This is a genomic window from Gemmatimonas groenlandica (genome assembly GCF_013004105.1).
In the GTDB taxonomy this organism is placed as follows: domain Bacteria; phylum Gemmatimonadota; class Gemmatimonadetes; order Gemmatimonadales; family Gemmatimonadaceae; genus Gemmatimonas; species Gemmatimonas groenlandica.
The window spans coordinates 4,994,344-5,016,659 of sequence record NZ_CP053085.1; the positions used below are offsets into that span (position 1 = coordinate 4,994,344).

Genomic DNA, 22,316 nt, shown 5'->3' on the forward strand with positions numbered 1-22,316 from the left:
GCCTGGCAGAGGTAACGCGAACAATCAAACGGCCTCGACGGCGCACCGCTCAGGTGGCAGATTGGTGCGGTGACCTCCACTCTCGAACGCCTCACCACCGCCCTGAGCCCTAGCTATCGCGTTTCGCGCGAACTCGGCGCCGGCGGCATGGCCACCGTGTACCTCGCGCACGATCTCAAGCACGAGCGCGATGTCGCCATAAAAGTGCTGCACCCGGACCTCGGTGCGGCCTTGGGCGCTGAGCGGTTCTTGAGTGAAATCAAAACCACTGCGAAGCTGCAGCATCCGCACATTTTGCCGCTGCTGGATTCCGGCGCGGCCGATGGGTTGTTGTACTACGTGATGCCGTTTGTGCGAGGCGAAACGCTGCGCGCTCGGCTTGATCGTGAACGACAGCTGCCCCTCGACGACGCGCTTCGCATCGCGCGAGAGGTCGCCGGCGCGCTGGACCACGCGCACAAGCAAGGCATCATCCACCGAGACATCAAGCCGGAGAATATCCTCCTGCAAGATGGCGCCGCGGTCGTCGCCGACTTCGGCATTGCCCTCGCCGTGCAAAGCGCCGGCGGCGCCCGCATGACGCAAACGGGGCTCTCCCTCGGCACGCCGCAGTACATGAGTCCCGAGCAGGCGATGGGCGAACGCACCATCGACGCGCGCAGTGACATCTATGCATTAGGTGCGGTGACGTACGAAATGCTGGCCGGTGAGCCGCCCTTTACCGGGGCCAGTGTGCAGGCGATCGTGGCCAAGGTGATGAGCGCCGAGCCGGAGCGGCTCACGCTCACCCGCAAGTCGGTTCCGGTGGGTACCGAGGTGGCGGTGCTGCGCGCCTTGGCCAAGTTGCCAGTCGATCGGTATGCCAGTGCGGCGGCATTCGCGGAGGCGCTTGCCGCTGACGAACATACGCACCCATTTGACCGTCCGTCGACAGCCGCGGCTCTAACGGCGTCACGGCGCTGGCTTCCGGTGTTGATCGGCGCCACCCTGAGTGCGGTCGTGACCATCACCGTCATCCAATGGCGTGCGGGTTTGACGGCAACCTCTTCCTCGCTCTCCTCGGCGCAGGTTACGTTCAGTGGACAGACCGCCGTACCCGCGCTGAGCGCCGATGGGGATGTCTTGGCTTACGTTCGCGGCGCGTGTGAACAACCCGGGCATTCCGCGTTTCCACTCGACTTCGACGTGGGCAACAGCGAGGTCCCGTGCCGCTCGTCGCTGGTCATTCAGGATAGCGGTACGACCACGCCGGTTGAGATACTCAAGAACGTCCTATCCATCACGGACGTGCGGTGGAGTGCCGACAACAGCGCGCTCTTTCTCGTCGCGCGATTGGACTCGGCGCGCGAAGGCCTGTATCAAATGCCCCGGCTTGGCGGCGTGGCTCGCCAGATCGGCCCTCGTGCTCGTTTCGATGTGCATCCAGTGGGTGATACGCTGATTGCCGTGCCGCTCGTCGATGAACTAGCTACCTCAGCTTTTGCCCACATCGTCGAGGTGAAAGGTGGATCGATTATCGACAGTATTCGCATGCCCGATCGGCAGATTCGATCGATCGCGTGGTCTCCCGATGGCAAAAGCTTCGCGGTAGCCAAGCCGAGCGGCATCTACCTGCTGCGCCGTGATGGCACCGTGCTCGATTCGACGGCACGGTCCGTGAGGCGCACGATGCGCTGGAATGTGGACGGCACCGCGCTGCTCATTTTTCGTCCTGCCCCTGCGCGCGACGATGAGCTCGTCGCGATTCCTGTGCTCGACGGCGCGCGATTCGGTGGCGAGCCGAGGGTCCTGCTGCCGCGCATGCAGACGCTGTATCGCGGTGACTTCGACGTGGCGCGTAAGAGCGGACGGGTTGCGCTTGTTTCTGGTGATGCCGTGCAGGATTTGTGGAGCTTCCCCATTCAGAACGGAGCCGCCGCCGTCGGCCGCCAGCAAACGCGCGGCACGAGCTGGTATGGGACGCCCGCGCCGTCGCCCGATGGGCAGCGCATCTACTATTCGCGTGGGGATGCACTCGGTGACAACATGTATGAGCTCTCTTTGGCGTCTCCGGGCTTGGAAGAGCAGCCGCTGAGCGCAAGCCTCGGGATCGGCTTCGGTGCGGCGCCTTCGCTGTCGGTCAGCGGAGCCCGTTTGATCTTCTTGAAGCAACCAGAAGAGGGTACATACATCCGAGAAGTGAATGAGCTCGACGTACCGCGACGAGTCGTTCGAAAGCTCACCACATATCAACCAAACGTCCCGTTTCCGATCGCGCAGACCGGTATGGTGGATCTGCGACGCAACGGTGATTCGTTGGTCGTCTTCTCCGCGCGTGACGCCGCCCCGCTGTATATTGTCGCGCCGGACAGCATGCGTATCGTGTCCATGTCAATCGGCCCGGATGAGCGTGAAGCAGCGGTGGTGGCGTCGTCGGGAGGAACGAGCGTGCTCGGGGTGCTGTCACTCTCAAGCGGTTGGAAGTTCCGCGTGCTCGTGCGGTTTGATCAGGCGGCGCCGTCGACATACCTGAGCTGGACCACCTCCGGCCTTATATACTTCGCGCGTTGGTCTATTGCCGCCGGCGCGCCGGTGTTGTATCGCGTCCTCAGCACCGGTGGAGCGGTGACTCCGGTCATGGCTGTCCCGCCTCGTTGCTGGGTGCAAACGGTTTCCGTCGCTCGCGCCGCTCCAGTGGGCACCTGTCAAACCCACGACTTTCGCAGCGACGTCTATCTGCTGAGCGTGCCCGGAGTGACGCGATAGTGCCGACTCGACACACCGCCATGCTGTTCGCGCTCACCGTCCTCGCAGCCTGCGCGCGCGCCAGTTCAGGAGTCGACACAGCCCAACGGCACGCGCGCGCCGAACAGATGCCCCCGCGCGTCGTGATTGACGGACAGTTCGACGACTGGCGTGGCGTCCTCGTGTGGGCGCAATTCGACACGCCCTCAGCCCTCACCACGGTTTCGCCCTCGTGCGCCGCCGCGTCGGGAATAAGGCGCACCTCCGGTCGGACGACATCGGCGAAGCGCGCCAGAATGTCGGCGTCAATGCGATCCGTTTTCGCCAGCTGCCCCGTTGCCTTCGCAAAGTCCCGCACTTGGCGTGGATTCACCACCACCACGGGCAGTGTCGCGGCCGCGAGCGCGGCGACCGTCAGCAGTTCGTACCCACCGGTCGCCTCGAGCACGACCAGCTGCGGCGCCACCACACGAAGGCGCTCGACGAGCGTGCGGACCCCGACTTCATCATTCGTGACCGCGAAGCGCTGTGCGCTGGGCAGCACGCTCACGACCAGCTCCGCCTTCGCGACATCGATTCCGACGAACATCATGCCTCCAGTGCCTCGGGGGTCGTCGTCCGCGCCCGTCCTTGTGATAATTCGGGCTCGACACCTGGTCGGCCCACGCAACTGTTCGGGCTCTCACGACTGTCAATCAGGCACGCCGCTCCGGCTAACGCACGGTGTATATCACCCAGGCAACAACGAGCTGGCGCCCTGATCAGAACTACTGCAGAATCATGAAAACGGTAGATACAAGGCAGCCAACCAGCCTCCTCTCCTTTCAGCATCCTTTCCCGAATCCTGATGGCACGCGTCGGTTGTCGTTCCCTCGTCATGTGTGCCCTGCTGAGCGTTGGCGTTCGCACGCGCCTCGCGGCACAGGGCGAGCCCTTCGCGGCACCGCAGCTGTCGGAGGTTCGGCGCCTGGCCGGCACCGTCCCCGGCGCCGCGCCGACCGCGATCCGACTGGAGCTGCAGACGCCGTTCTCGATCCCGCGTGCGGATTGGGTCGAAGGCGCGGGTCCGGACACCATGCGCGCGGCGGTACCGGTCTTTCAGATCCGATTCCCACGTGGATGGATCATCGTGGACGCCGCGATGGATCGCTCGTTCGTGCCGACCAGCAAGACCTTTAACGACACGACGCACCAGCGGATTCATGCGGCGATGCGCGACGCGCGCTTGGTGCTGGTCACGCATGAACACTACGACCATATCGCGGGTGTGCTGCAGTCGCCCTTCCTCGCAACCATCCAATCCCACACCCTGCTTTTGCGCGCGCAGGTTCGCACGCTTGTTGATCACCCCAGCCGCCCCGACATCCACATCGACTCAGTGACGAGCGCCAAGTATCTGCAGTTCGACTATGACCGCTTGATGCCATTGGCACCCGGCGTGGTCGTGATCAAAGCCCCCGGGCACACGCCGGGCGCGCAGATGGTGTTTGTGAAGCTCGAGACCGGCGAGGAGCTGTTGCTGGCGGGGGACGTCGCGTGGACGATGGACGGCATCACGAATCAACGGCACAAGCCCGAGGCGACGACGCGACGGTTTGGCGGCGAGGATCGGCTGGCGGTCGACGCGGAGCTCCGCTGGCTGCGCGACCTGCAGCGGGCGGGCGTCCACGTGGTGCTCGCCCACGATCTGGCGAATCTTGAACGCCTGATGGCGCTGCGCCTGCTGACGGTGGGCTTCGACATGCAGTCGCCGTGAGCGACCGCAGTGGCCGCGCAGTGGCTGCCTAACCTCACGTTGGTGCAGACGGCCGCTCAGCGGTGCGCCGTGTAACTGCGGCGCTGGCGCGCCTCCGTTCACGGCTTCCTATTTTGAGCGACCGCTGCACAACGTAAGCGTTATGCCGCAGCAGCAGACATAGTCACCGTCAATCGTCACCCGACTTCGATGGAGTTCATGATGGCCCCGTTCCCGCGGTCGTGGCGAGTCACCGCACTTATCGCGTCAGTTGGATTCGCGCTGGCCCCTGCCGCTGCGCCCGCGCAGCTCGTTGATACGAGCTTCGTGAGCAAGGGCGTGCGCATTCATTATGTGGAACAGGGGCGTGGTGTCCCTGTCGTCCTGATTCACGGCATCGAGGGTTCGCTCGCCGGCTGGCGCCGAGTGCCAATTTTCGGCGACCTCGCCCGCGACTATCGCGTCATAGCCATCGATCAGCGGGGACACGGCCGGAGCGACAAGCCGCACGAGGCAGCGTCATACGGCCGCGAGATGGCGCTGGACGTTGTTCGCCTGCTGGACCATCTCGGCCTCGCTAAGGCACACGTGGTCGGCTATTCGCTCGGCGCCATGGTGACCTCGCAGCTTCTGACGCTGCATCCTGAGCGGTTTCGTTCGGCCGTCCTGATCGCAGGCGCGGGGCGCCTCGTGTGGAATGCATCGCTTGCAGAGGTCGCCGACGTCGAGGCGCGCGAGCGGGATGCGCAGTGCATCAGCCCCACGCTTATGGCGCGCCTACGCCCCCCAACGGAACCTGCCCCGACAGCCGAGCGTCTGCGTGCGCTCTCTGCGGCTTGCATTGCCGATACAACGCAGGACCGCTTCGCTCTTGCAGCACTCACACGCTCGCGAGCCGACCAGGTAATTACGCCTGCAGCCGGCGCCGCCGTGACTGTACCAACGCTCGCGATCGTAGGATCACTCGATCCGCTAAAGGCAGACCTCGATGCGCTGAAGGTACTTCGTCCTTCCATTGAGTACGTCGTAGTCGATAGCGCAACACATAGCGGCGTGCGCGGGATTCTCACACGCTCCGAGACGCTCACTGCGTTGCGGGCATTCCTCGGACGACCGTTGCCCTAGATCGAGGCGGGCCCGACGACCAATGTGGAGGCGGGTTTCGAGATCCTGATCCGAGTGCCTGGCGGATAGCCTGCTGGCGTCGCTGAACCTCATACGGGATATGTCGCGACGGACCTCCGATCATCTCATCGTGGTCACCGATTTGCGACGGCACCGAAGTTGATGCCCCAAGTGGTCCCTCTTCCCATACTCTATGTCTCGCATCGCCGTAACTACTGTCGCTCTGGCCGCATTGGCTGCGGGCCGTTCCGCATCTGCGCAGGCGCCGTCCACTCCGCTTCGGCCGGTCGCTGAGGCCCGCGCCTCGTTCGCCGAACCAGGTATCTCGCCGGACGCCCGTGAGATCGCGTTCGTATCGGCCGGTGACATCTGGACCGTTCCAACCGCTGGCGGTGAAGCGCGATTGCTCGTCGCACACGCAGCCAACGAGTCGCACCCGCTCTATTCGCCTGATGGCGCACGGCTGGCCTTTGTGTCGAATCGCGCTGGCGGCAACGATATCTGGATTCTGACGCTCTCCACGGGAGCCGTTCGGCGTCTGACCTTCGACGACGGCAACGAGTCGCTCGATGGATGGTCACGCGATGGACGCTGGATCTACTTCTCGAGCACCGCACACGACATCTCGAGCATGAATGATGTCTATCGCGTGCGCGCTGAGGGCGGGACGCCGATGCCGGTGGCGGCCGACCGGTTCGCTAGCGAGTTCATGTCCGCACCGAACGCCGACGGCTCGATCACGGCCATCGTCGCGCGAGGCTTCGGGTTGTCGCAATGGTGGCGGAAAGGGCGGAGTCATCTCGACGAGAGCGAGCTCTGGCTCGTGCGCGGAGATGGCTCGAAGCCCCCGGCATACGAGCAGGTGATGCCGAGAGGGGCGCGACAGCTGTGGCCCATGTGGAGCGCCGACGGTACGTCGCTGTACTTCGTCTCCGACCGAAATGGCAGCCAGAACCTCTGGCAAAAGCCATTGGCCGGTGACGCACGCGCCCTGACGCGCTTCACCACTGGTCGCGTGCTCTGGCCATCCATGTCTGGCGACGGCAACACCATCGCCTTTGAACGGGACTTCGCCATCTGGACGTTCGACGTGCGTAGCGGCGCAGCGCGCCCGGTTCCCATCGCGCGTCGTGGTGCGGTATCAGGCGACGCCGTGCAGCATCTCAATCTGCAAACGGGCTTCAGCGAGTTGACCGTCTCACCCGATGGTCGGAAGGTGGCATTCCTTGCACACGGTGACGTGTTCGTCGCTGGTTCGAGCGATGGAGGCGATGCGCTTCGCGTGACGGCGAGCACTGCGGCCGAGACGCATCTGGATTGGGCTCCCGATTCGCGCCGGCTGGTCTACGCCGCCAATCGAGGTGGACGCTGGCGCCTGTACACGTACGACCTCACGCTCTCGCGCGAAGCGGCGCTGACGGATGGTGGGGAGAGCGATCTCGCGCCGCGCTTTTCACCGGATGGCAAGCAGGTGGCGTACATCCATGGAAATGAGTTGCGAGTGGTGAGTGTCGAGTCCAAGACGACTCGCACGATGGCCAAGGGGATCTTCGGTCGTGCCCCGATGGTGTCGAACGGCGCCATCGCCTGGTCCCCTGACGGACGTTGGATCGCCTTTCTCACCGCCGGCACGAAGATGTTTGTAAATGCGTGGGTTGTCTCCAGCAGCGGCGGCGAGGCGAAGCAAGTGAGCTGGTTGTCGAACACTCGCGCGAACTCCATTTCGTGGAGTGCCGATGGTGGCTATCTCTTGCTCGATACCGGCATGCGCGTGGAGGCGGGCCAAGTGGCGCGCGTCGATCTGCTGCCGTACACACCACGCTTCCGTGAGGAGCAACTCGAAGCGCTTTTTCGTGACGAGACACCGGGTCGAATCGCGACTCCGGTCGCACCAGCTCCGGTCGCGGTGCGCGCCGACAGTGCGATGCGCGGCGACAGTGTCAGCTATCGCCCGGACCCGCGCAACGTGCGCATTGTGTTCGAAGGGATCCGCGGTCGCCTCAGCTTCCTGCCCCTTGGCGTGGATGTCGGCGTGCAAACGATGTCACGCGACGGCAAGCAGCTGGCTGTGACCGCGGTCGTCGCGAACCAGCCGACTATTTACACGTACTCGCTTGATGATCTGTCCAGTGAACCCGCCGTGGCGCGGCCTCTGGTGAGTTCGGGAAGTGCGAAGGGGTCGGTACAGTTTTCACCCGACGGGAAGTCGTTGTGGTATCTCGACGGTGGACGCGTCACGTCGGTGGCGCTGGACACGCGCGCCAGCAAACCGTTGACCGTTCGGGCCGAGCTCGATGTGGATTTCCATCGCGAAAAGTGGGACGTGTTCCACCAGGCATGGGAATTCCTCGCCGACAATTTCTACGATCCCAACTTCCATGGCTTCGACTGGAATGGGGTACAGACGAGCTATGCGCCGCTCATCGCGGGTGCGGGAACGGCGGACGAGCTCCGGCGCCTGCTGTCGCTCATGGTCGGTGAACTCGACGCGTCGCACATGGGGATCTCGGCGCCTCCGACAGCACAGTCGACACCGACCGGACGAATCGGACTTGAATTCGACCGGTACGCGTACGAGCAGCGTGGGGAATTCCGTATCAGCGCCGTGATTCCGGGCGCGGCGGCCGATCTCGCCGGCAACGTTCGCGTGGGTGATCGGCTGGTCGAACTGGACGCCGCACCACTTGGCGCCGGTGTGAATCTCGACTCGCTGCTTGCCTTCAAGGTGGGGCGGCGAGTGACCCTCACGCTCGCCAGCGGCGAGAGTGCAGCGAGCCGTCGGCGCACGGTAGCGGTGAGCGCTCGCAACGGCGCGCTCGAGAAGGTGGCGCTCTACCGCTCCTGGATCGAAGAGCGGCGTGCCATTGTCGCTAAAGCCAGCAACGGGACGTTAGGGTACGCGCACATCTTCGACATGGGCGCCAACGCGCTGGCGAATCTCAATACCGATCTCGATGACGACAACCAGCTGCGTGGTGGGCTCGTGGTCGACGTGCGCAACAACAACGGCGGGTTCATGAACGGTCATGTGCTCGACGTGCTGCAGCGCACGTCGTACGTCACGATGCAGCGTCGCGACGCGCCGCCGGTGCCCGGACGGCCTGTGCTCGGACAGCGTTCGCTCGACATGCCCACCATCGCCCTCACCAGCCAGCAGACATTGTCCGACGGCGAAAACTTCACCGAAGGGTACCGTACGCTCGGCCTCGGCAAGGTGGTTGGGGAGCCCACGGCTGGCTGGGATGTGTATACCAGTGCCGGCACGATGGTGGACGGGACCACAGTGCGCCTGCCGTTCATGACCAATGCGCAGCGGGATCTGGTGCCCCTCGAGCGGCACTCACGCCCCGTGGATATCGCCGTCGACCGGCCGATGGGCGAGAGCTATACCGGTCGCGATACGCAGCTCGAGCGGGCGGTGGCAGAGTTGCTCAAAACACTGGCCAACAGCCGGCGGTGACAGTCGCGTGCCCTCGCCGCACGTTGCCGAACCACCCGCGACCAGGTTTTAGGTGCCGCACCGGGCAGAGCTGTTGATCGCCCGGCGCGGAATCGCCGCATGCCGAATAGGGCAGGCCCTACTTCAGTTTCTCCGCGACGAAGCGTGGGAAGTTTGTGATCACGTTGATGCGCGTCGTGCGCACCAGCGGCGGCCCCTGCAGCATCATCATGCGGCCTTGCTCGTCGAGGCCCCAGCTGGTGGCATTTGCTTGATTGAAAAATCGGGTAAAGAGCAGCTTCGGTGGCGACAGTGGGCTTCCGGATGCGCTCATGGGCACCTCGTACCAGCGATCGCCATCGCGGAACAACACGCTTCTGCTGTCGCCGGTCCAGTGAGGCTCGTCCCCGAAAGCGGAGATGCGAACCACCGTTTCTGGAACGAGCTTCGCGACGGGTGCGACGAACAGTCCGTCGTCGGCCTTCATGACAATCGATCGCACATCGTACGAGAATCGACATTGCGTTGGCGACAGTATCAGGCGCACGCTGTCCTGTAACCGCGCGGCCGGCCAGACCAGCCCTCCGCGACAACGCCATTTGCCGTCTATTGACTCGTGGAACATGGGCGGCGCGCTGATTTGATCGACACGTCGTCCGGCTAGACGTACCGCGCTGGTATTGCCGCTGTACGACGTGATCAGTGAGTCCCCGCCGCGATGAAGCCACAACACCGGCATGATCGGCCGGTCGCTTACGTACGTTTCCGTGACGCGACGGCCAATATCGTATACCATGAGCTCCTTCCTCCAGCGCGCCGGCGTGGACCACGCCACCTTCATGCCGTCCGGACTCAGCGCGAAGCTCTTGACAGCGCCTTCGGGGATCGGCAGCGTATCAATGGTGGTGCCGTTGCGTCGCACCCGAACGAATTGCGCGCGCGACGCGTCACGGCCGCTCACCCATACCAGCGTGCCCTCCCCACTCAACGCCATATGCGCCTGCACGGGGAAATGCTCGGTGTGAACGCCACTGAGCAACACCCGAGGCGCGCCGGTCAGCCGCGCGCTGCTGATGTCGATTGGCGCAGCGAACATGGTGCTATCACGCACAAACACCAGAAAGCGGTTGTCCACCAATAGCGGATGCGATCCTTGCACAACGTCGGAATCGCCCGGCGCTGCTGCGAGTGCACGAATTGGTATCGCTGCACCACCAGTGGCCGGTATCAGATGCAAACGAGAGTCGACCACGAGTGGCGTGGCTTGGGCAAGTGGTTGGTGTGTTGGAGTAATGACTACCGGGCAGCCCGGCGCCGAGTCGATGCGAACGGCACCACCAGTTTCCGGCACCGACTGAAGGCAGCTTGCATACCCGGCACCATACACCCGCCCATCACGGCCCCACGCCAGCGACTCCAACGTTCTGAACACGGCGAGTGTAGTACCGCCGTCGCCGTTCGCGTTGATGCGACGGAGAAGCGTGTCCTGCATGAACGCGATGGCGCGATCATCGGGAGCGAACGTCGGCATACTCGCGCGGGGCGTGTTCGAGACCAGCGCCACCGTGCCGTCATCGAGGTCCGCGATAGCGAGTTCTGTGGAATCTCCACGCCCTGCGGTATACACCAACCTACGCCCGTCGCCACTGATATCCAGTGACCGAAGCGCCGCGCCGAATCGATCACGACCGGGCACGAGTGGCAGACTGTCAGGCAGCGCAATACTGAAGAATCGCGGTGCGCTGCCATGGTCGGACAACGTGGCACTCGACGAACGCGGCACCATCCACGACGCGCCAGCTGCGACCACGCCGATCGCGGCAATCACCAGTGCCCGTCGCTTCCATGGCCCAGCGGCGGCGACGGCTTTCGACGCGCGATATCCCGACGAGCCGTCTACCGCGAGCGCGTCAGCGAAGTGCGCCACGCTTTCATAGCGGTCTGCCGGGACCTTCTCGAGCGCACGCGACAGTGCGTCGGAAACCGACTCCGGCACTGCCGGCCGAAGCGCATGCACTGGACGTGGCACTTCCGTCATGACGCGACTCATGACTGCCGCCGCGCTGGCGCCGGTAAACGGTGGCCCACCCGCCAACAGCTCGTACAGCACACTGGCCAACGAGTACTGGTCGCTGCGTCCATCAAGCTGTCGTTCCGCGGCCGCCTGCTCGGGACTCATGTAGGCCGGTGTCCCGACGCTCAGGCCCGTCTGCGTAATGCGCGTGCCCCCCGCATTGCTCACCGCCAGCGCGATGCCGAAGTCGGCCACCAGCGGCTGCCCGTCCTGCAGCAGGATGTTCTCCGGCTTGATATCGCGGTGGATCACACCCTGTCGATGGGCATAGTTGAGTGCCGATGCAATTCCACGGGTAATGCGCACCGCGTCGTTCACCGACAGCTGCCCTTCGCGCGCCAGTTTGTCGCGCAGCGTCTCGCCCGTCACGTACGGCATGACATAAAACACGAGCCCCGCCGCCGATCCGGAATCAAAGAGCGGCAGAATATTCGGGTGCTGCAGATTGGCGGTGGTGCGAATCTCCGACAAAAAGCGCTCGGCGCCCAGCACGGCCCCGAGTTCCGGATGCAGCAGCTTGAGCGCCACCATGCGGTCGTGGCGGATGTCGCGTGCCAGATACACGGTTGCCATGCCACCGCGGCCGAGCTCACGATCGAGGGTGTAGCGATCCGCGATCGCGGCCGCCAGCGCGGTGGTGTCAGTCATGGGGAAGAACATAGCACGTACGGATGTCGGTCGTGCCCTCCGTGCCTCCTCCATCGCCGCATAGCGCATTTGAAGAGGCGCCCTAAATTCCGAATGCAAGAAATGGCTCTTCGCCACCTCTTTTACCATGAGCACCAGATCATGAAACCCGTCCAAGAACAGGTCGACGCCTACAACGCCCGCGATCTCGAGCGCTTTCTCGCCTGCTACGCAACCGATGTAGTCATCGAGAACGCTGCCGGCGACAGACTAGTCGCCGGAGAAGCCGCGATGCGCGAGATGTACGGGGCGCTCTTCGCCAACAGCCCGTCACTCTCGGCGGAGGTACGATCACAATTCACGACCGGTGAGTTCACCGTGCTCGAAGAGTACTGCAGCGGCATGAACCTGCCGGGCTACCCCACAGAGTTGCACATCGGCGTCGTGTATCGCGTGCGCGCTGGAAAGATCGACCACGTCCGGTTTCTAATGTAGCGCGGCGCACGGCGCCTCGGTTACGGCGCCTCGGTTACGGCGCCTCGGTTACGGCGCCTCGGTTACGGCGCCTCGGTTACGGCGCCTCGGTTACGGTGCAGCGTGCCCGAGTACGCGCCGCTGCACCGCCTGAAAGCGTGGTTCGTTGCGCAGCACGTCAAAGCCAGGTTCGACCCCAATGAACAGCATCCACCCCACGCGCTCGTCGCACGCCTCTTCGAGGTAATCCAGCGCGCGCGACGTCTCCCCGAGATGCGCATAGCTGAGCGCAAAACCCATCGGCCAGATGTACTCGGTCGCTTCGCGAGTGCGCAGGGCGTCGAGGATTTCGCGCGCCTGGCGCTCCTCCTTTGCCATCGCGAGCGAGAAAGCGAGGCAGAGTGCACCGAATGAACTGGGCGCCAGCTGATGCGCGTTCCGAAACGGTGCCACGGCGAGGTCTGCGCGACCGCCATACAGATAGCCGATGGCGAGCACCTGCTCGCCGATCACGGTGTCCGGATACATCGCGTGCAACACCGTTCCGTGCGAGATGGCCTCGGCAGGTCGTCCGCCCATGCCAGCGAGCATCGCAGCGTTCAGGCGGAGCATCGGCGAGCTCGGATCGAGTTCGATCGACCGATCCAACGCCGTCTTTGCCGCGTCGAATCGACCGCTCAGCGTGAGCAGATGCCCACGAACACTGTGCGTCCACCCGTCATTCGGATTACACTTCAACGCTGCTTCGAGTGCGGCACGCGATGTCTCAAAATCCCAGCGGTACCAGGCAGCGGCGGTTCCGAGCAGGCACTGTGCCTCACCATCATCCGGATCGAGCGCGAGTGCCAAACGCGCGAGTCGTTCGCCTTCTGGATACGCGTCGTCAGGCCGTACGCCCCAATAGCCGGTGCCCAGGTAGATCTGTGCGCTGCCGAGCGCTGAATACGCTGGGGCAAACTTCGGGTCGCGCGCGATCGCCTGCCGATAGTAGTCGCACGCCAGCGCGAAGGATTCCGGCCCGACCTGATTGTAGTGGTGTCGCCCGAGCAGGTAGAGATTGTAGGTCTCCACGTCGGTGGTGGGTCGGCTCACCAGCCGATGTCGCTCCGTGTCGGTCAAGGTGGTGCGCAGCGCGGCGGCAATGTGTTGCGCGAGTTCGCTCTGCACTTCGAAGACGTCGGTCAGCTTTCGGTCAAGCGTCTCCGCCCACACCTGTCGATCGTCCCGTCCGTCGATCAGCTGCGCCACGACTCGTAGACGATCGCCGTGGCGGCGCACACTGCCTTCGAGTAGGTGAGTCACCGACAGTTCACCGGCAATCTCCGCGGCGCTCTTGGTCGTGCCGCGATACCGCATCACGGTTGTCCGCGAGATGACTTTCAGCGATCGCACACCGGACAGCTGGGCGATCACGTCTTCCGTCATACCGTCGCTGAAATACTGATCGTCTGCGCTGGCACTAAGATTCGTGAACGGCAGGACCGCGATGCTCACGGCTCGCTCGGTCGCGCCCGTCGTCGGCACGGCGGCGGCGCGAGCCGGCGTCGATGGCAGTTGCGCCGTCGGCAACACAAGCGCGTCGAGACGCGTGAGCAGCTCGCGCGCGTCGGCTGGCCGTCGCGATGGCTCCTTCGCCAGACAGTGGGCGATAAGCTCGTTGAGCTCCGCTGATACATCCGAGCGCTTCGACGACAACGCCGCCGGCGTCTCCATGAGATGTGCGGCCAGCAGCCCTTGGGCCGACCTCCCGGCAAATGGCGGCAATCCCGTCAACAGTTCGTACGCCACGCACCCCAACGCATACACATCGGCGCCTGGGCCGATCGACTCTCCCACGGCTTGCTCTGGCGCGACATAAGCTGGGGTACCGAGTACGAACCCCAGCGGCGTCAGATCAGTGGGCGCCGTGGGGAGCTGCGCCTTCGCGATCCCAAAGTCGGCCACGATCGCGCCGCCCTCACCGAGCAGGATATTCTCCGGCTTGATATCGCGATGCACCACACCGCGTTCGTGCGCGTAAGCCAGCGCTGATGTCACCTCGCGGAGCAATCGCAGCGCGTCAGTGAGGGGCAGGGCACCGTCTCGCGTGATCCGCGCCCGTAGCGACTCACCCTCGATCAACGGCGCCACGTAGTACAGACGATCACCCGCTCGCCCTGAATCGAACAGCGGCAGGATATGAGGGTGACGCAACGCCGCCGTCGTGCGGATCTCGCGGAAGAAGCGCTCTTCGCCAACGGCTTCACCGACGTCATTGCGAAGAAACTTGATCGCTACGACACGCTGATGTTTCGGGTCGTGGGCGAGCCACACCGTTGCCATACCGCCAGCACCGATCTCGCGATCGAGCTGATACGCGGTGCCAATTGCCGTCTGGAGCTGCTCGCGGTGGGGATCGGTCATGCGCCAAAGCTACCGCGCTTTAGTCACAAAGTGGATGGCGCCTCCGCAACCCCGCTAATCGGGCGAAGTCGAGATCCGTCGTGACTCATTCAGCGCCGGCCTCTGTCACGAGCGCAAAATGAGTCGCATCGGTTCCTACGTTTCCGCGCACCGCGCCAGGATGACACAGGTTGGTAAACAGTTCCCAATGCCGTACTCCGGGTCGGAGCGCCACCAAGCGCGGATGCCCACGGATCGAGTCGACCGAGGCACAGTGTCGCGATGTTTCCTGCTGTCGATTGCGCACCTTACCAACGACCGTGCGCGCCCAATTCGTGAACACCACCGGCCGCGCGTCTTCGACACCATCCCGCACGTATACGAACTGCCGGCCATCGGGATGCACATCGAACGTGCCGCTGCTCGACGGAAGCGCCAGCAGGGAATCCTGTGCGGACACCGCTGGCAGCGCGCCCGTCAGGTTGAGCGTCACTTTGCGCACGCGGCTATCGGCGCGATAGTACAGCGTGTTCGCTTGCCGTCCCCACGTGGGCGCCGTGCCATTCTCCGTCGACAGCTGCACTCGTCCCCCGCCTGGCGACATCGACCGGACGAAGACGTTCTTCTGGCCGTCTTGCTCCGTTACGTAGGCGAGCCACTTGCCGTCGGGGGAGACTCTACGGGACCCGTGATTTCCGCCGTCGTTGAGCTGCTGCTCGCGTGGACGCGGTAAGACGTGCAGTCGCAGACGCGGCATACTTCGCTGTCTCACGTGATGACGTGCTGAGTCAGTTGCACGCGGTCATCGATGAGAGTCGAAACATCGGCGATCTGTGGGAATCGTCTTCGCTGGAGCAACGTTCGATGATTCTTGACTACTGGGTGCTAGACGTGCTCATCGTGGTACGCCCCGTCGCCAACATGCCACGCGCAAACCATAAGGCCGCGTTGGTGACGCTACGTACGGCACCCAAGGCGCCCTACTTGCTCTCACTGGGCGAAGATCTCACTGAGATCGAGTCCGCTGCCGCGGATAGTTCCGCCCGGACATCGGAGTCGGCTTCCGATAACAGCGCCATGTGGATCGCCGCCAATGCGGCCGATGTGGCGATCCGTCCTAGGGCCCAGGCAGCGTGCCCTCGCACCAACGGCTCTTCGTCGGAGAGCGCGGAAATCAGCGACGGTACATCCTGTGCTGATCCCACGTTGCCGAGCACCACCGCTGCATTGCGCTTCAGTCCCCGCAGCTTCGCCCGCTTCATCGGAGATCCCTTGAATGCGGCGGAGTACTCGGAGCGTGAAAGTGACAGCATCCACAGCGCCATCGACCGGGCGTCCTTTCCCTCGAGCGATTTGCGTGACGCGAATGCGAGTTCTGTGACGGGCTTCGAGAATTTACCGTTGTACGGGCACACGTCCTGGGAGATGTGTCGGCAGAACCGTTTTCGGATTGACCTGTCGACTGGGCGGATAACGCTTGGTCAGCAACAGCTTACGTGCTCGGATGCATCGTGATGGCGTGATGTCGTCCGGCGACTGAAGCGTGGACCCGAGGGTGCAGGGTCGAGGTTCACGTCGATCACCGCACATCCATGCGGTCCTCGCGTCCTTAGCCGTCCACGTTCCGACGGTCACTCGCTAGCCCCCTCCTCACGCCGGCTGTTCAGGTTTCGCCCGCTTGAGATGCGAGACAAGAAGTCGGCCCCGTGATACGCCGCGTAGAAACGGCGCCGCGTACATCTCAGCCGGGGCGGACGTCGACAAGGCAAGGTGTCGTGCCTCCTGCGAGTACGTCGCGATCTGTGTACCGCGGTCGCTTCGGGGCGGATCCGGAGGAACGGGATGGAGACGTTGAAAAGGGGTGTTGACAGCCGACCGGTCGGTCGGTAGGATGCCGTGGCGATCCTGCCGACCGACCGGTAGGTCGGCACGTGCCGCCCACCGACCCGAACCACCCACACGCTCATGAGCAACGCAGTGCTTCCGCCGCGCCGGCCATTCAGTCAGCGATTCCGACGACTCGCCTCTGCCGTCGTCGCAGTGATCGTGTGCACGCCGCACGTGGGGCTCGCGCAGGTCACGAGTCCCCGCGCTGAACAGATCAGTGCCTCCGATACGATCACGTCGGTTGTCACCGTGCTCCGCCACGCCAGGGATGTCTCCCCGGCGGCGAGGATTAGCCAGTCGTCGTCCCGCATCGCGTCACGCACCGCCGACCTCGCCGCGGTACCGCTCTCCCCGTTTGTGTCGCTGGACGCAACGGCGCTTCGACAGACGCTCAACCTCGCGACGTTCGGTTTCCCCGGAGCGAGTGCTGCCTCCGATCCCTTTAGCGTGTACAACGTCGGAGTCCGCGCACAGCAGACATTGCTCGATGCATCGGCCTGGCGTCGTATGCGCGCGCAGCGCGACTCCGCACGAGCAGCGCTCGGCGATGATGTCGAGACGCGTGATGCGATTGGTACGGGTGCCGCCGTGCGTTACTTCCAGTTGCTCGCTGCCGATGCGAACCGCACTGGTCGTGAGGCGGACAGCACGCTGGCGGCAGCCGTACTCGCTGACGTCGCCGCGCGCCGCCAAGTCGGCGAAACCACCGACATCGATGTCACCCGTGCGCGCCTCGGTGTGACGGTTGCGGCGGCACGGCTGGTCGATGCTCGTGCCACAACCGAGCAGGCTCGTCTCGACCTCGCACTGTCCATGGGGCTCGCGCCCGTCATGTTGCCGATGATCCGCGACACGTTGCGCGCACCGATCGCCTCCGATTCGACGGTGATGGCCATGGAGGGCGCCATTGCGCTCGAGGTGGTCATTGCGCGACGCGGCGATGTGCAGGCAAGCCGCGCCCGCGCGCAGTCCGCATCGAACCTTATCAGCGCACGGCGCCTCGAACTCCTGCCACGCGTCACGGCCTTTGGCGACTTTAGCGCCACCGGCGTACAGACGTCGACGTTGCCTGCTGTCTACCGAGCCGGCATTCAAGCTTCGGTTCCGCTCGTGGATGGATTCTCTCGCCGCCGGCGTGCAGGTATCGACGCAGAGCGTGAGCGGATTGCGGCGAATGCAGCCGAGATGACGCGCCTGCGAGCCGCACGGGAAGTCCATGGGGCGATTGTCGATGTGAAACGTGCCATGGCCTCGCTCGCGAGCGCTGATGCGCAGCTCGCACTGTCACTCGAGGAGCTCCAGCAGGCGCGTACCCGCGTCCGCGCCGGTGTTGGTAATTCGTTGGAGACCACGCAGGCTATCGCCGCCGTTGCGACTGCCCGCGAACAGGTCGTCGCAGGCCGACTCCGCTACCACCTCGCCCGGGTCGAATGGCATCGCGCCTCCGCGACACTCGACGCGCTCCGATGAATTCACACACCACAACCATCACTGCCATTCTCATGCGCCACAAAGCGAATCCTCTGCCGCACCTGCGACGCCGCCTGCGTCACTCTGTGCTGCTGCCAATGTGTACCCTTGTGTTCGCTGCCTGCGGCGACCAGCGAACTGCAGACCCTCAACCGCGTCCGGTTCGAACAATGCGTATTGCATCCGGCGACGATGATCTCGGCGCAGGGCCGACGTATTCGGGGATCATTGTCCCCCGCGTCGAGGCGCTTGTCGGCTTTCAGGTCCCCGGACGCGTCGTCGCGCGCATGGTCGACGTCGGAGCTCGCGTCGCGGCGGGAACGCCACTCGCGCGCCTCGATGCACGTGACCTTGCGTTGGGTGTCGAGAGTGCGCGTGCCGCGCTGCGCGCCGCAGACGCCGAGTCGCAGACCGCGGCGGCGGACCTTGCACGGGCACGCGAGCTGCACGCGCAACGTGTGATCGCCGATGCGGCGCTCGAGCGCGCCGTCGCCGCCGCCGCGTCTACTGCCGCGCGCCGAGACGATGCGCGCGCCCGTGTTGCAACGGCCGAAAACGGCGCGCAGTACGCGATACTCGTGGCGCCGACGAACGGAATCGTGACCGCGACGCTCGCTGAGGTCGGGCAGGTGGTTGCCGCGGGGCAGCCGGCCGTCGGAATCGCCCGTGAAGGAGAAGTGGAGGTCGCCGCAGACCTTCCCGAACGTCAAATCCAAACGGTACGGGCGGGCGCTATCGCACGCGTTTCACTCGTTGTGGAGGAGAGCGATGGCGCGGCGGTCATCAGCTGGCAGGCCCGTGTACGCGAGGTGGCGCCCGCTGCCGACCCCATGACCGGCACGTACCGTGTTCGACTGTCGCTCATGAAGGGCGGCGCGCCGCTCCCGACACTCGGTCGCAGCGCGTCGGTTCGATTTACGGCACCACGCCGCGGTGGGACCTACTCGATCCCAGCAACCGCCGTCGTGCGCACCCGTTCGATTCCCTCGGTCTGGGTACTCGGCGACAAGCGCGACCATGTCCAGCTCCGGACCATCGAGATCGCATCGATGGGAGACGGGCAGGTGATCGTTCGTCGTGGCTTGGCAGCCGGGGATGAAATCGTCGTGTCGGGAGCGAACCGGCTTGACTCGGCACTCGTCGTGACGCCGTGGACTGGACGGCTGCCATGACCGGCGGTGTCACTCCATCGGTGGAGCGCGATGAGGCGAAGACGACCGAGGACGTCACCCATCAGGCGGACGCTGACGCCAGTGAAAGCACAGGGACTCGGCGCAAGGCTGACAGCTTCAACCTCTCCGAGTGGGGCCTCCGGCATCAGTCACTCGTCGTCTTCCTGCTGCTCCTGACCATGGTCGCGGGTACGGTTTCGTTCTTCCGGCTGGGACGCAGCGAGGACCCGAAGTACACGCTCAAGACGATGATCGTCGCGGCTGCCTGGCCCGGCGCAACAACACGCGAGATGGAGCAGGGGGTGGTAGACCGGATCGAGCGGTCGCTGCAGGAGATCCCCTACTTCGACAATGTCACGAGCAAGGTCATGGCAGGCGAGGCCGTCCTGTACGTGAATCTGCGAGATGAGACGCCGCCTGCCGCGGTGAAGGACATCTGGTATCAGGTACGCAAGCGCGTAGGGGATCTGCGCGGCACGCTGCCAGCTGGCGTCGTTGGCCCGTTCTTCAACGATGACTTCGCTGACACGTACGGCTCTATCTACGCCGTCCACACCGATGGGTTCACCGATGCGGAGCTCAAGCCGGTGCTGCTTGCAATCAGGCAACGGTTACTTCGGCTTCCGAGTGTGAGTCGCGTCGAACTGATTGGCGTGCAAGACGAGAAGATCTACGTGGAGGCCTCCACCACGAAACTCGCGCGATTGGGGATACCGGCAGGCGCCATCTTTGATGCGGTCAGACGGCAGAACCTCGTATTGCCGAGCGGCGTGGCGGAGACTCGCAGTGACCGTATCGCGGTGCGGCTTGATGCGGCGCCGTCGTCAGAGGAAGCACTGCGCAACGTCATCGTCGCCGCCCCGGGCGGCCGCACGATCCGGCTTGGCGACATCGCGACTGTTGCGCGACGCCCCGTCGATCCGGCCGAGTACACGATGCACCACGAGGGCGAGCGGGTGGTCGGATTCGGGGTGTCGATGGTCGAGGGTGGCGACATCCTCGCGCTTGGCGAGGCATTGCGCCGCGAGATCGACACGATCCAGTCGACGCTTCCGGTCGGCATCAGCATCGTGCAAGTGTCGGATCAGCCGGCAGCGGTGAAGGAATCGGTGGATGACTTCCTGTTGCGGCTTGGTGAGGCGCTGCTCGTGGTCCTGCTCGTGAGCTTCCTAAGCTTGGGTCTCCGCACCGGGGTCATCGTGGCTATGAGCGTGCCGATCTGCTTAGCCGCGACCTTCGTGGTGATGGCGCTCATCGACATCGGTCTGCACCGGATTTCACTCGGCGCACTCATCATCGCGCTCGGGCTGTTGGTAGACGATGCGATGATCGCGGTCGAAATGGTCACGGTGAAGCTCGAGGCCGGGTGGGACCGCTGGCGCGCGGCGTCGTACGCGTGGACCTCGACGGCGTTCCCAATGTTGTCCGGCACCCTGGTGACCGCGGCCGGCTTCATGCCCGTTGGACTCGCCGCCTCGTCAACTGGAGAATACACAGGGGCGATCTTCTGGGTCGTCGTCGGGGCGTTGCTCGCATCATGGGTGGTTGCGGTGCTCTTCACGCCCTATCTGGCGTTCCGTTTCCTGAAGGTGCCTGCTCAGCACGTGGCGCACGACAGCTACGACACGCCGCGCTACCGGCGCTTTCGCCGTGCGGTCGACTGGTGCGTCGCACACCGTGGCGCGGTCATCGGCGCGACGGTGGCGGCCTTCGTGCTCGCCGGCGCGGGCTTCAGTCTTGTTCCTCAGCAATTCTTCCCGTCGTCGTCACGGCGTGAGGTGCTCGTCGAGCTCGAACTTCCCGCCGGTGCCAGCTATACCGCAACCCGCGCCTATGCCGATACGGTCTCGCGAATGATTGCGGCCGACTCCAGCGTCACGCAGTTCACCAGCTACGTCGGTGGAGGATCGCCGCGCTTCTTCCTTGCACTGAATCCGGAGCCGCGAAACCTCGCATACGCACAGTTCATCATCCAGACGCGCTCCCTCGCGGCCTCCGATTCTCTCTTCAATCGCTTGCAGCGCCGTCTCGACCTCGACGTCGCCGACATCCGCACCCGTGTCTCTCGTCTCGAGAATGGCCCACCCGTCGGCTATCCAGTGCAGTTTCGTGTGCTGGGGCCGGATCCTGACTCTGTGCGGGCCATCGCGGAGACCGTTCGCGGTGTTATGCGTGCCAACCCGCACGTGCGGGATGTCCATCTGCAGTGGACGGAGAGAACGCCCGTGGCACACCTTCGCCTCAACGCGGCACGTCTCCGCGCTGTCGGTGCGGATCAGACCGAGGTCGCTGGTGCCGTTCAGAGCACGTTGAGCGGATACCCCGTGACGCAGCTGCGCGAAGGGATCGAACTGGTTGACGTGATCGCGCGTGCGCCGGTGAGTGAGCGACGTGGGGCGAATGCCCTCGAGACAATTCCTGTGCAAACCGCATTTGGAAGGACCGTCCCCCTCGGTCAGGTGGCGACTGTGCAGTTCGGACTTGGAGAAGGACTGCTCATGCGTCGGAGTCGCGACGTCGTCCTTCCCGTCCGCGGGGACATTCAGGATGGGACGCAGGGGCCGGAGGTCAGCGCCCAGGTGGAGACGGCGCTGGCGTCGGTGCGGGATGCGCTGCCGAGCGGATATCGCGTCGAGACCGGTGGCGTCGTGGAAGAGAGCCTCAAAGGACAGCAATCCATCGTGAAGGTGCTACCGCTGATGTTGCTCGTGATGGTCACGGTACTGATGATCCAGCTGCAGAGCTTCGCGCGCGTGGCGTTGGTGATATTGACGGCACCGCTCGGACTGATCGGTGTCGTGCTTGCGCTCCTGATTTTTCAGGCGCCCTTTGGCTTTGTCGCACAGTTGGGTGTCATCGCGCTGGCCGGGATGATCATGCGGAATTCGGTGATCCTCGTAGATCAGATCGAGCAGGATGTACGGGTGGGGACTCCGACCTGGACCGCCATCGTGGACGCAACGGTTCGCCGCGCGCGGCCCATCGTGCTGACCGCAGCCGCGGCGATCTTCGCGATGATTCCGCTAACGCGAAGCGCATTCTGGGGGCCCATGGCCATCGCGATCATGGGTGGGCTGTGTGTGGCGACGTTTCTGACGCTGTTCTCGCTGCCGGCCATGTACGCCGCGTGGTTCCGGGTCCGTCGGGCGGGAGACTACTAGATTGAGGAGGACCGACCGGTCGGTCTCCGGCTTCCTCGCTCCCTGT

Annotated in this window: 12 protein-coding genes and 1 pseudogene; 8 read left to right on the forward strand and 5 right to left on the reverse strand. The window is 64.4% G+C overall.

Annotation, left to right across the window (positions count from 1 at the left end):
- Window positions 1–69: 69 nt before the first annotated feature.
- The gene (locus HKW67_RS22710; RefSeq protein ID WP_171227350.1) at window positions 70–2,745 is read left to right on the forward strand and encodes a serine/threonine-protein kinase; all 2,676 of its coding nucleotides are present in this window, start codon (window positions 70–72) and stop codon (window positions 2,743–2,745) included.
- Between the two features lie 214 nt (window positions 2,746–2,959).
- Here HKW67_RS22710 and HKW67_RS22715 read toward each other — a convergent pair.
- Window positions 2,960–3,316 (reverse strand): annotated as a pseudogene (locus HKW67_RS22715) (IS110 family transposase); the annotation flags it as partial.
- Window positions 3,317–3,571: 255 nt separating this feature from the next.
- Between HKW67_RS22715 and HKW67_RS21490 the strand changes: the two are divergent.
- From HKW67_RS21490 to HKW67_RS21500, 3 genes are all read left to right on the forward strand, one after another.
- Entirely contained in the window at window positions 3,572–4,480 is a 909-nt protein-coding gene (locus HKW67_RS21490; protein WP_171227351.1) for an MBL fold metallo-hydrolase, read from the forward strand.
- A gap of 198 nt (window positions 4,481–4,678) precedes the next feature.
- A complete protein-coding gene (locus tag HKW67_RS21495) occupies window positions 4,679–5,584 on the forward strand; it encodes an alpha/beta fold hydrolase (RefSeq protein WP_171227352.1) in 906 nt (301 codons plus the stop codon).
- Window positions 5,585–5,777: 193 nt separating this feature from the next.
- The gene (locus HKW67_RS21500; protein WP_171227353.1) at window positions 5,778–9,044 is read left to right on the forward strand and encodes a S41 family peptidase; all 3,267 of its coding nucleotides are present in this window, start codon (window positions 5,778–5,780) and stop codon (window positions 9,042–9,044) included.
- Between the two features lie 118 nt (window positions 9,045–9,162).
- Here HKW67_RS21500 and HKW67_RS21505 read toward each other — a convergent pair whose 3' ends face one another.
- On the reverse strand, window positions 9,163–11,745 hold the full coding sequence (locus tag HKW67_RS21505) for a serine/threonine-protein kinase (protein ID WP_171227354.1): 2,583 nt from the start codon (window positions 11,743–11,745) through the stop codon (window positions 9,163–9,165).
- 141 nt (window positions 11,746–11,886) lie between these two features.
- On the opposite strand from HKW67_RS21505, the gene HKW67_RS21510 reads away from it, so the two are divergent.
- Window positions 11,887–12,219: a nuclear transport factor 2 family protein gene (locus HKW67_RS21510; protein WP_171227355.1), complete on the forward strand. Its 333-nt coding sequence runs from the start codon at window positions 11,887–11,889 to the stop codon at window positions 12,217–12,219.
- A gap of 90 nt (window positions 12,220–12,309) precedes the next feature.
- On the opposite strand, the gene HKW67_RS21515 is transcribed toward HKW67_RS21510, so the two are convergent.
- The 3 genes from HKW67_RS21515 to HKW67_RS22870 all read right to left on the reverse strand — a co-directional run bounded on the left by HKW67_RS21515 (window position 12,310) and on the right by HKW67_RS22870 (window position 15,905).
- Window positions 12,310–14,601 (reverse strand): protein kinase domain-containing protein, encoded by a 2,292-nt coding sequence (locus tag HKW67_RS21515; protein ID WP_171227356.1) that lies wholly within the window; start codon window positions 14,599–14,601, stop codon window positions 12,310–12,312.
- Between the two features lie 85 nt (window positions 14,602–14,686).
- Window positions 14,687–15,337 (reverse strand): PD40 domain-containing protein, encoded by a 651-nt coding sequence (locus HKW67_RS21520; protein ID WP_171227357.1) that lies wholly within the window; start codon window positions 15,335–15,337, stop codon window positions 14,687–14,689.
- Window positions 15,338–15,560: 223 nt separating this feature from the next.
- Window positions 15,561–15,905, reverse strand: coding sequence for a HEAT repeat domain-containing protein (locus HKW67_RS22870; protein WP_425486227.1), 345 nt, complete (start codon window positions 15,903–15,905; stop codon window positions 15,561–15,563).
- A gap of 640 nt (window positions 15,906–16,545) precedes the next feature.
- On the opposite strand from HKW67_RS22870, the gene HKW67_RS21530 reads away from it, so the two are divergent.
- The 3 genes from HKW67_RS21530 to HKW67_RS21540 all read left to right on the forward strand — a co-directional run bounded on the left by HKW67_RS21530 (window position 16,546) and on the right by HKW67_RS21540 (window position 22,270).
- Window positions 16,546–17,937 carry a TolC family protein gene (locus tag HKW67_RS21530; RefSeq protein ID WP_171227359.1) on the forward strand — a complete coding sequence of 464 codons (1,392 nt, stop codon included), beginning with the start codon at window positions 16,546–16,548 and terminating at the stop codon, window positions 17,935–17,937.
- A gap of 170 nt (window positions 17,938–18,107) precedes the next feature.
- Window positions 18,108–19,109 (forward strand): efflux RND transporter periplasmic adaptor subunit, encoded by a 1,002-nt coding sequence (locus tag HKW67_RS21535; RefSeq protein ID WP_171227360.1) that lies wholly within the window; start codon window positions 18,108–18,110, stop codon window positions 19,107–19,109.
- A complete protein-coding gene (locus HKW67_RS21540) occupies window positions 19,088–22,270 on the forward strand; it encodes an efflux RND transporter permease subunit (RefSeq protein WP_206044531.1) in 3,183 nt (1,060 codons plus the stop codon). Before HKW67_RS21535 ends, HKW67_RS21540 begins: the two co-directional genes overlap by 22 nt.
- The last annotated feature ends 46 nt before the right edge of the window (window positions 22,271–22,316 follow it).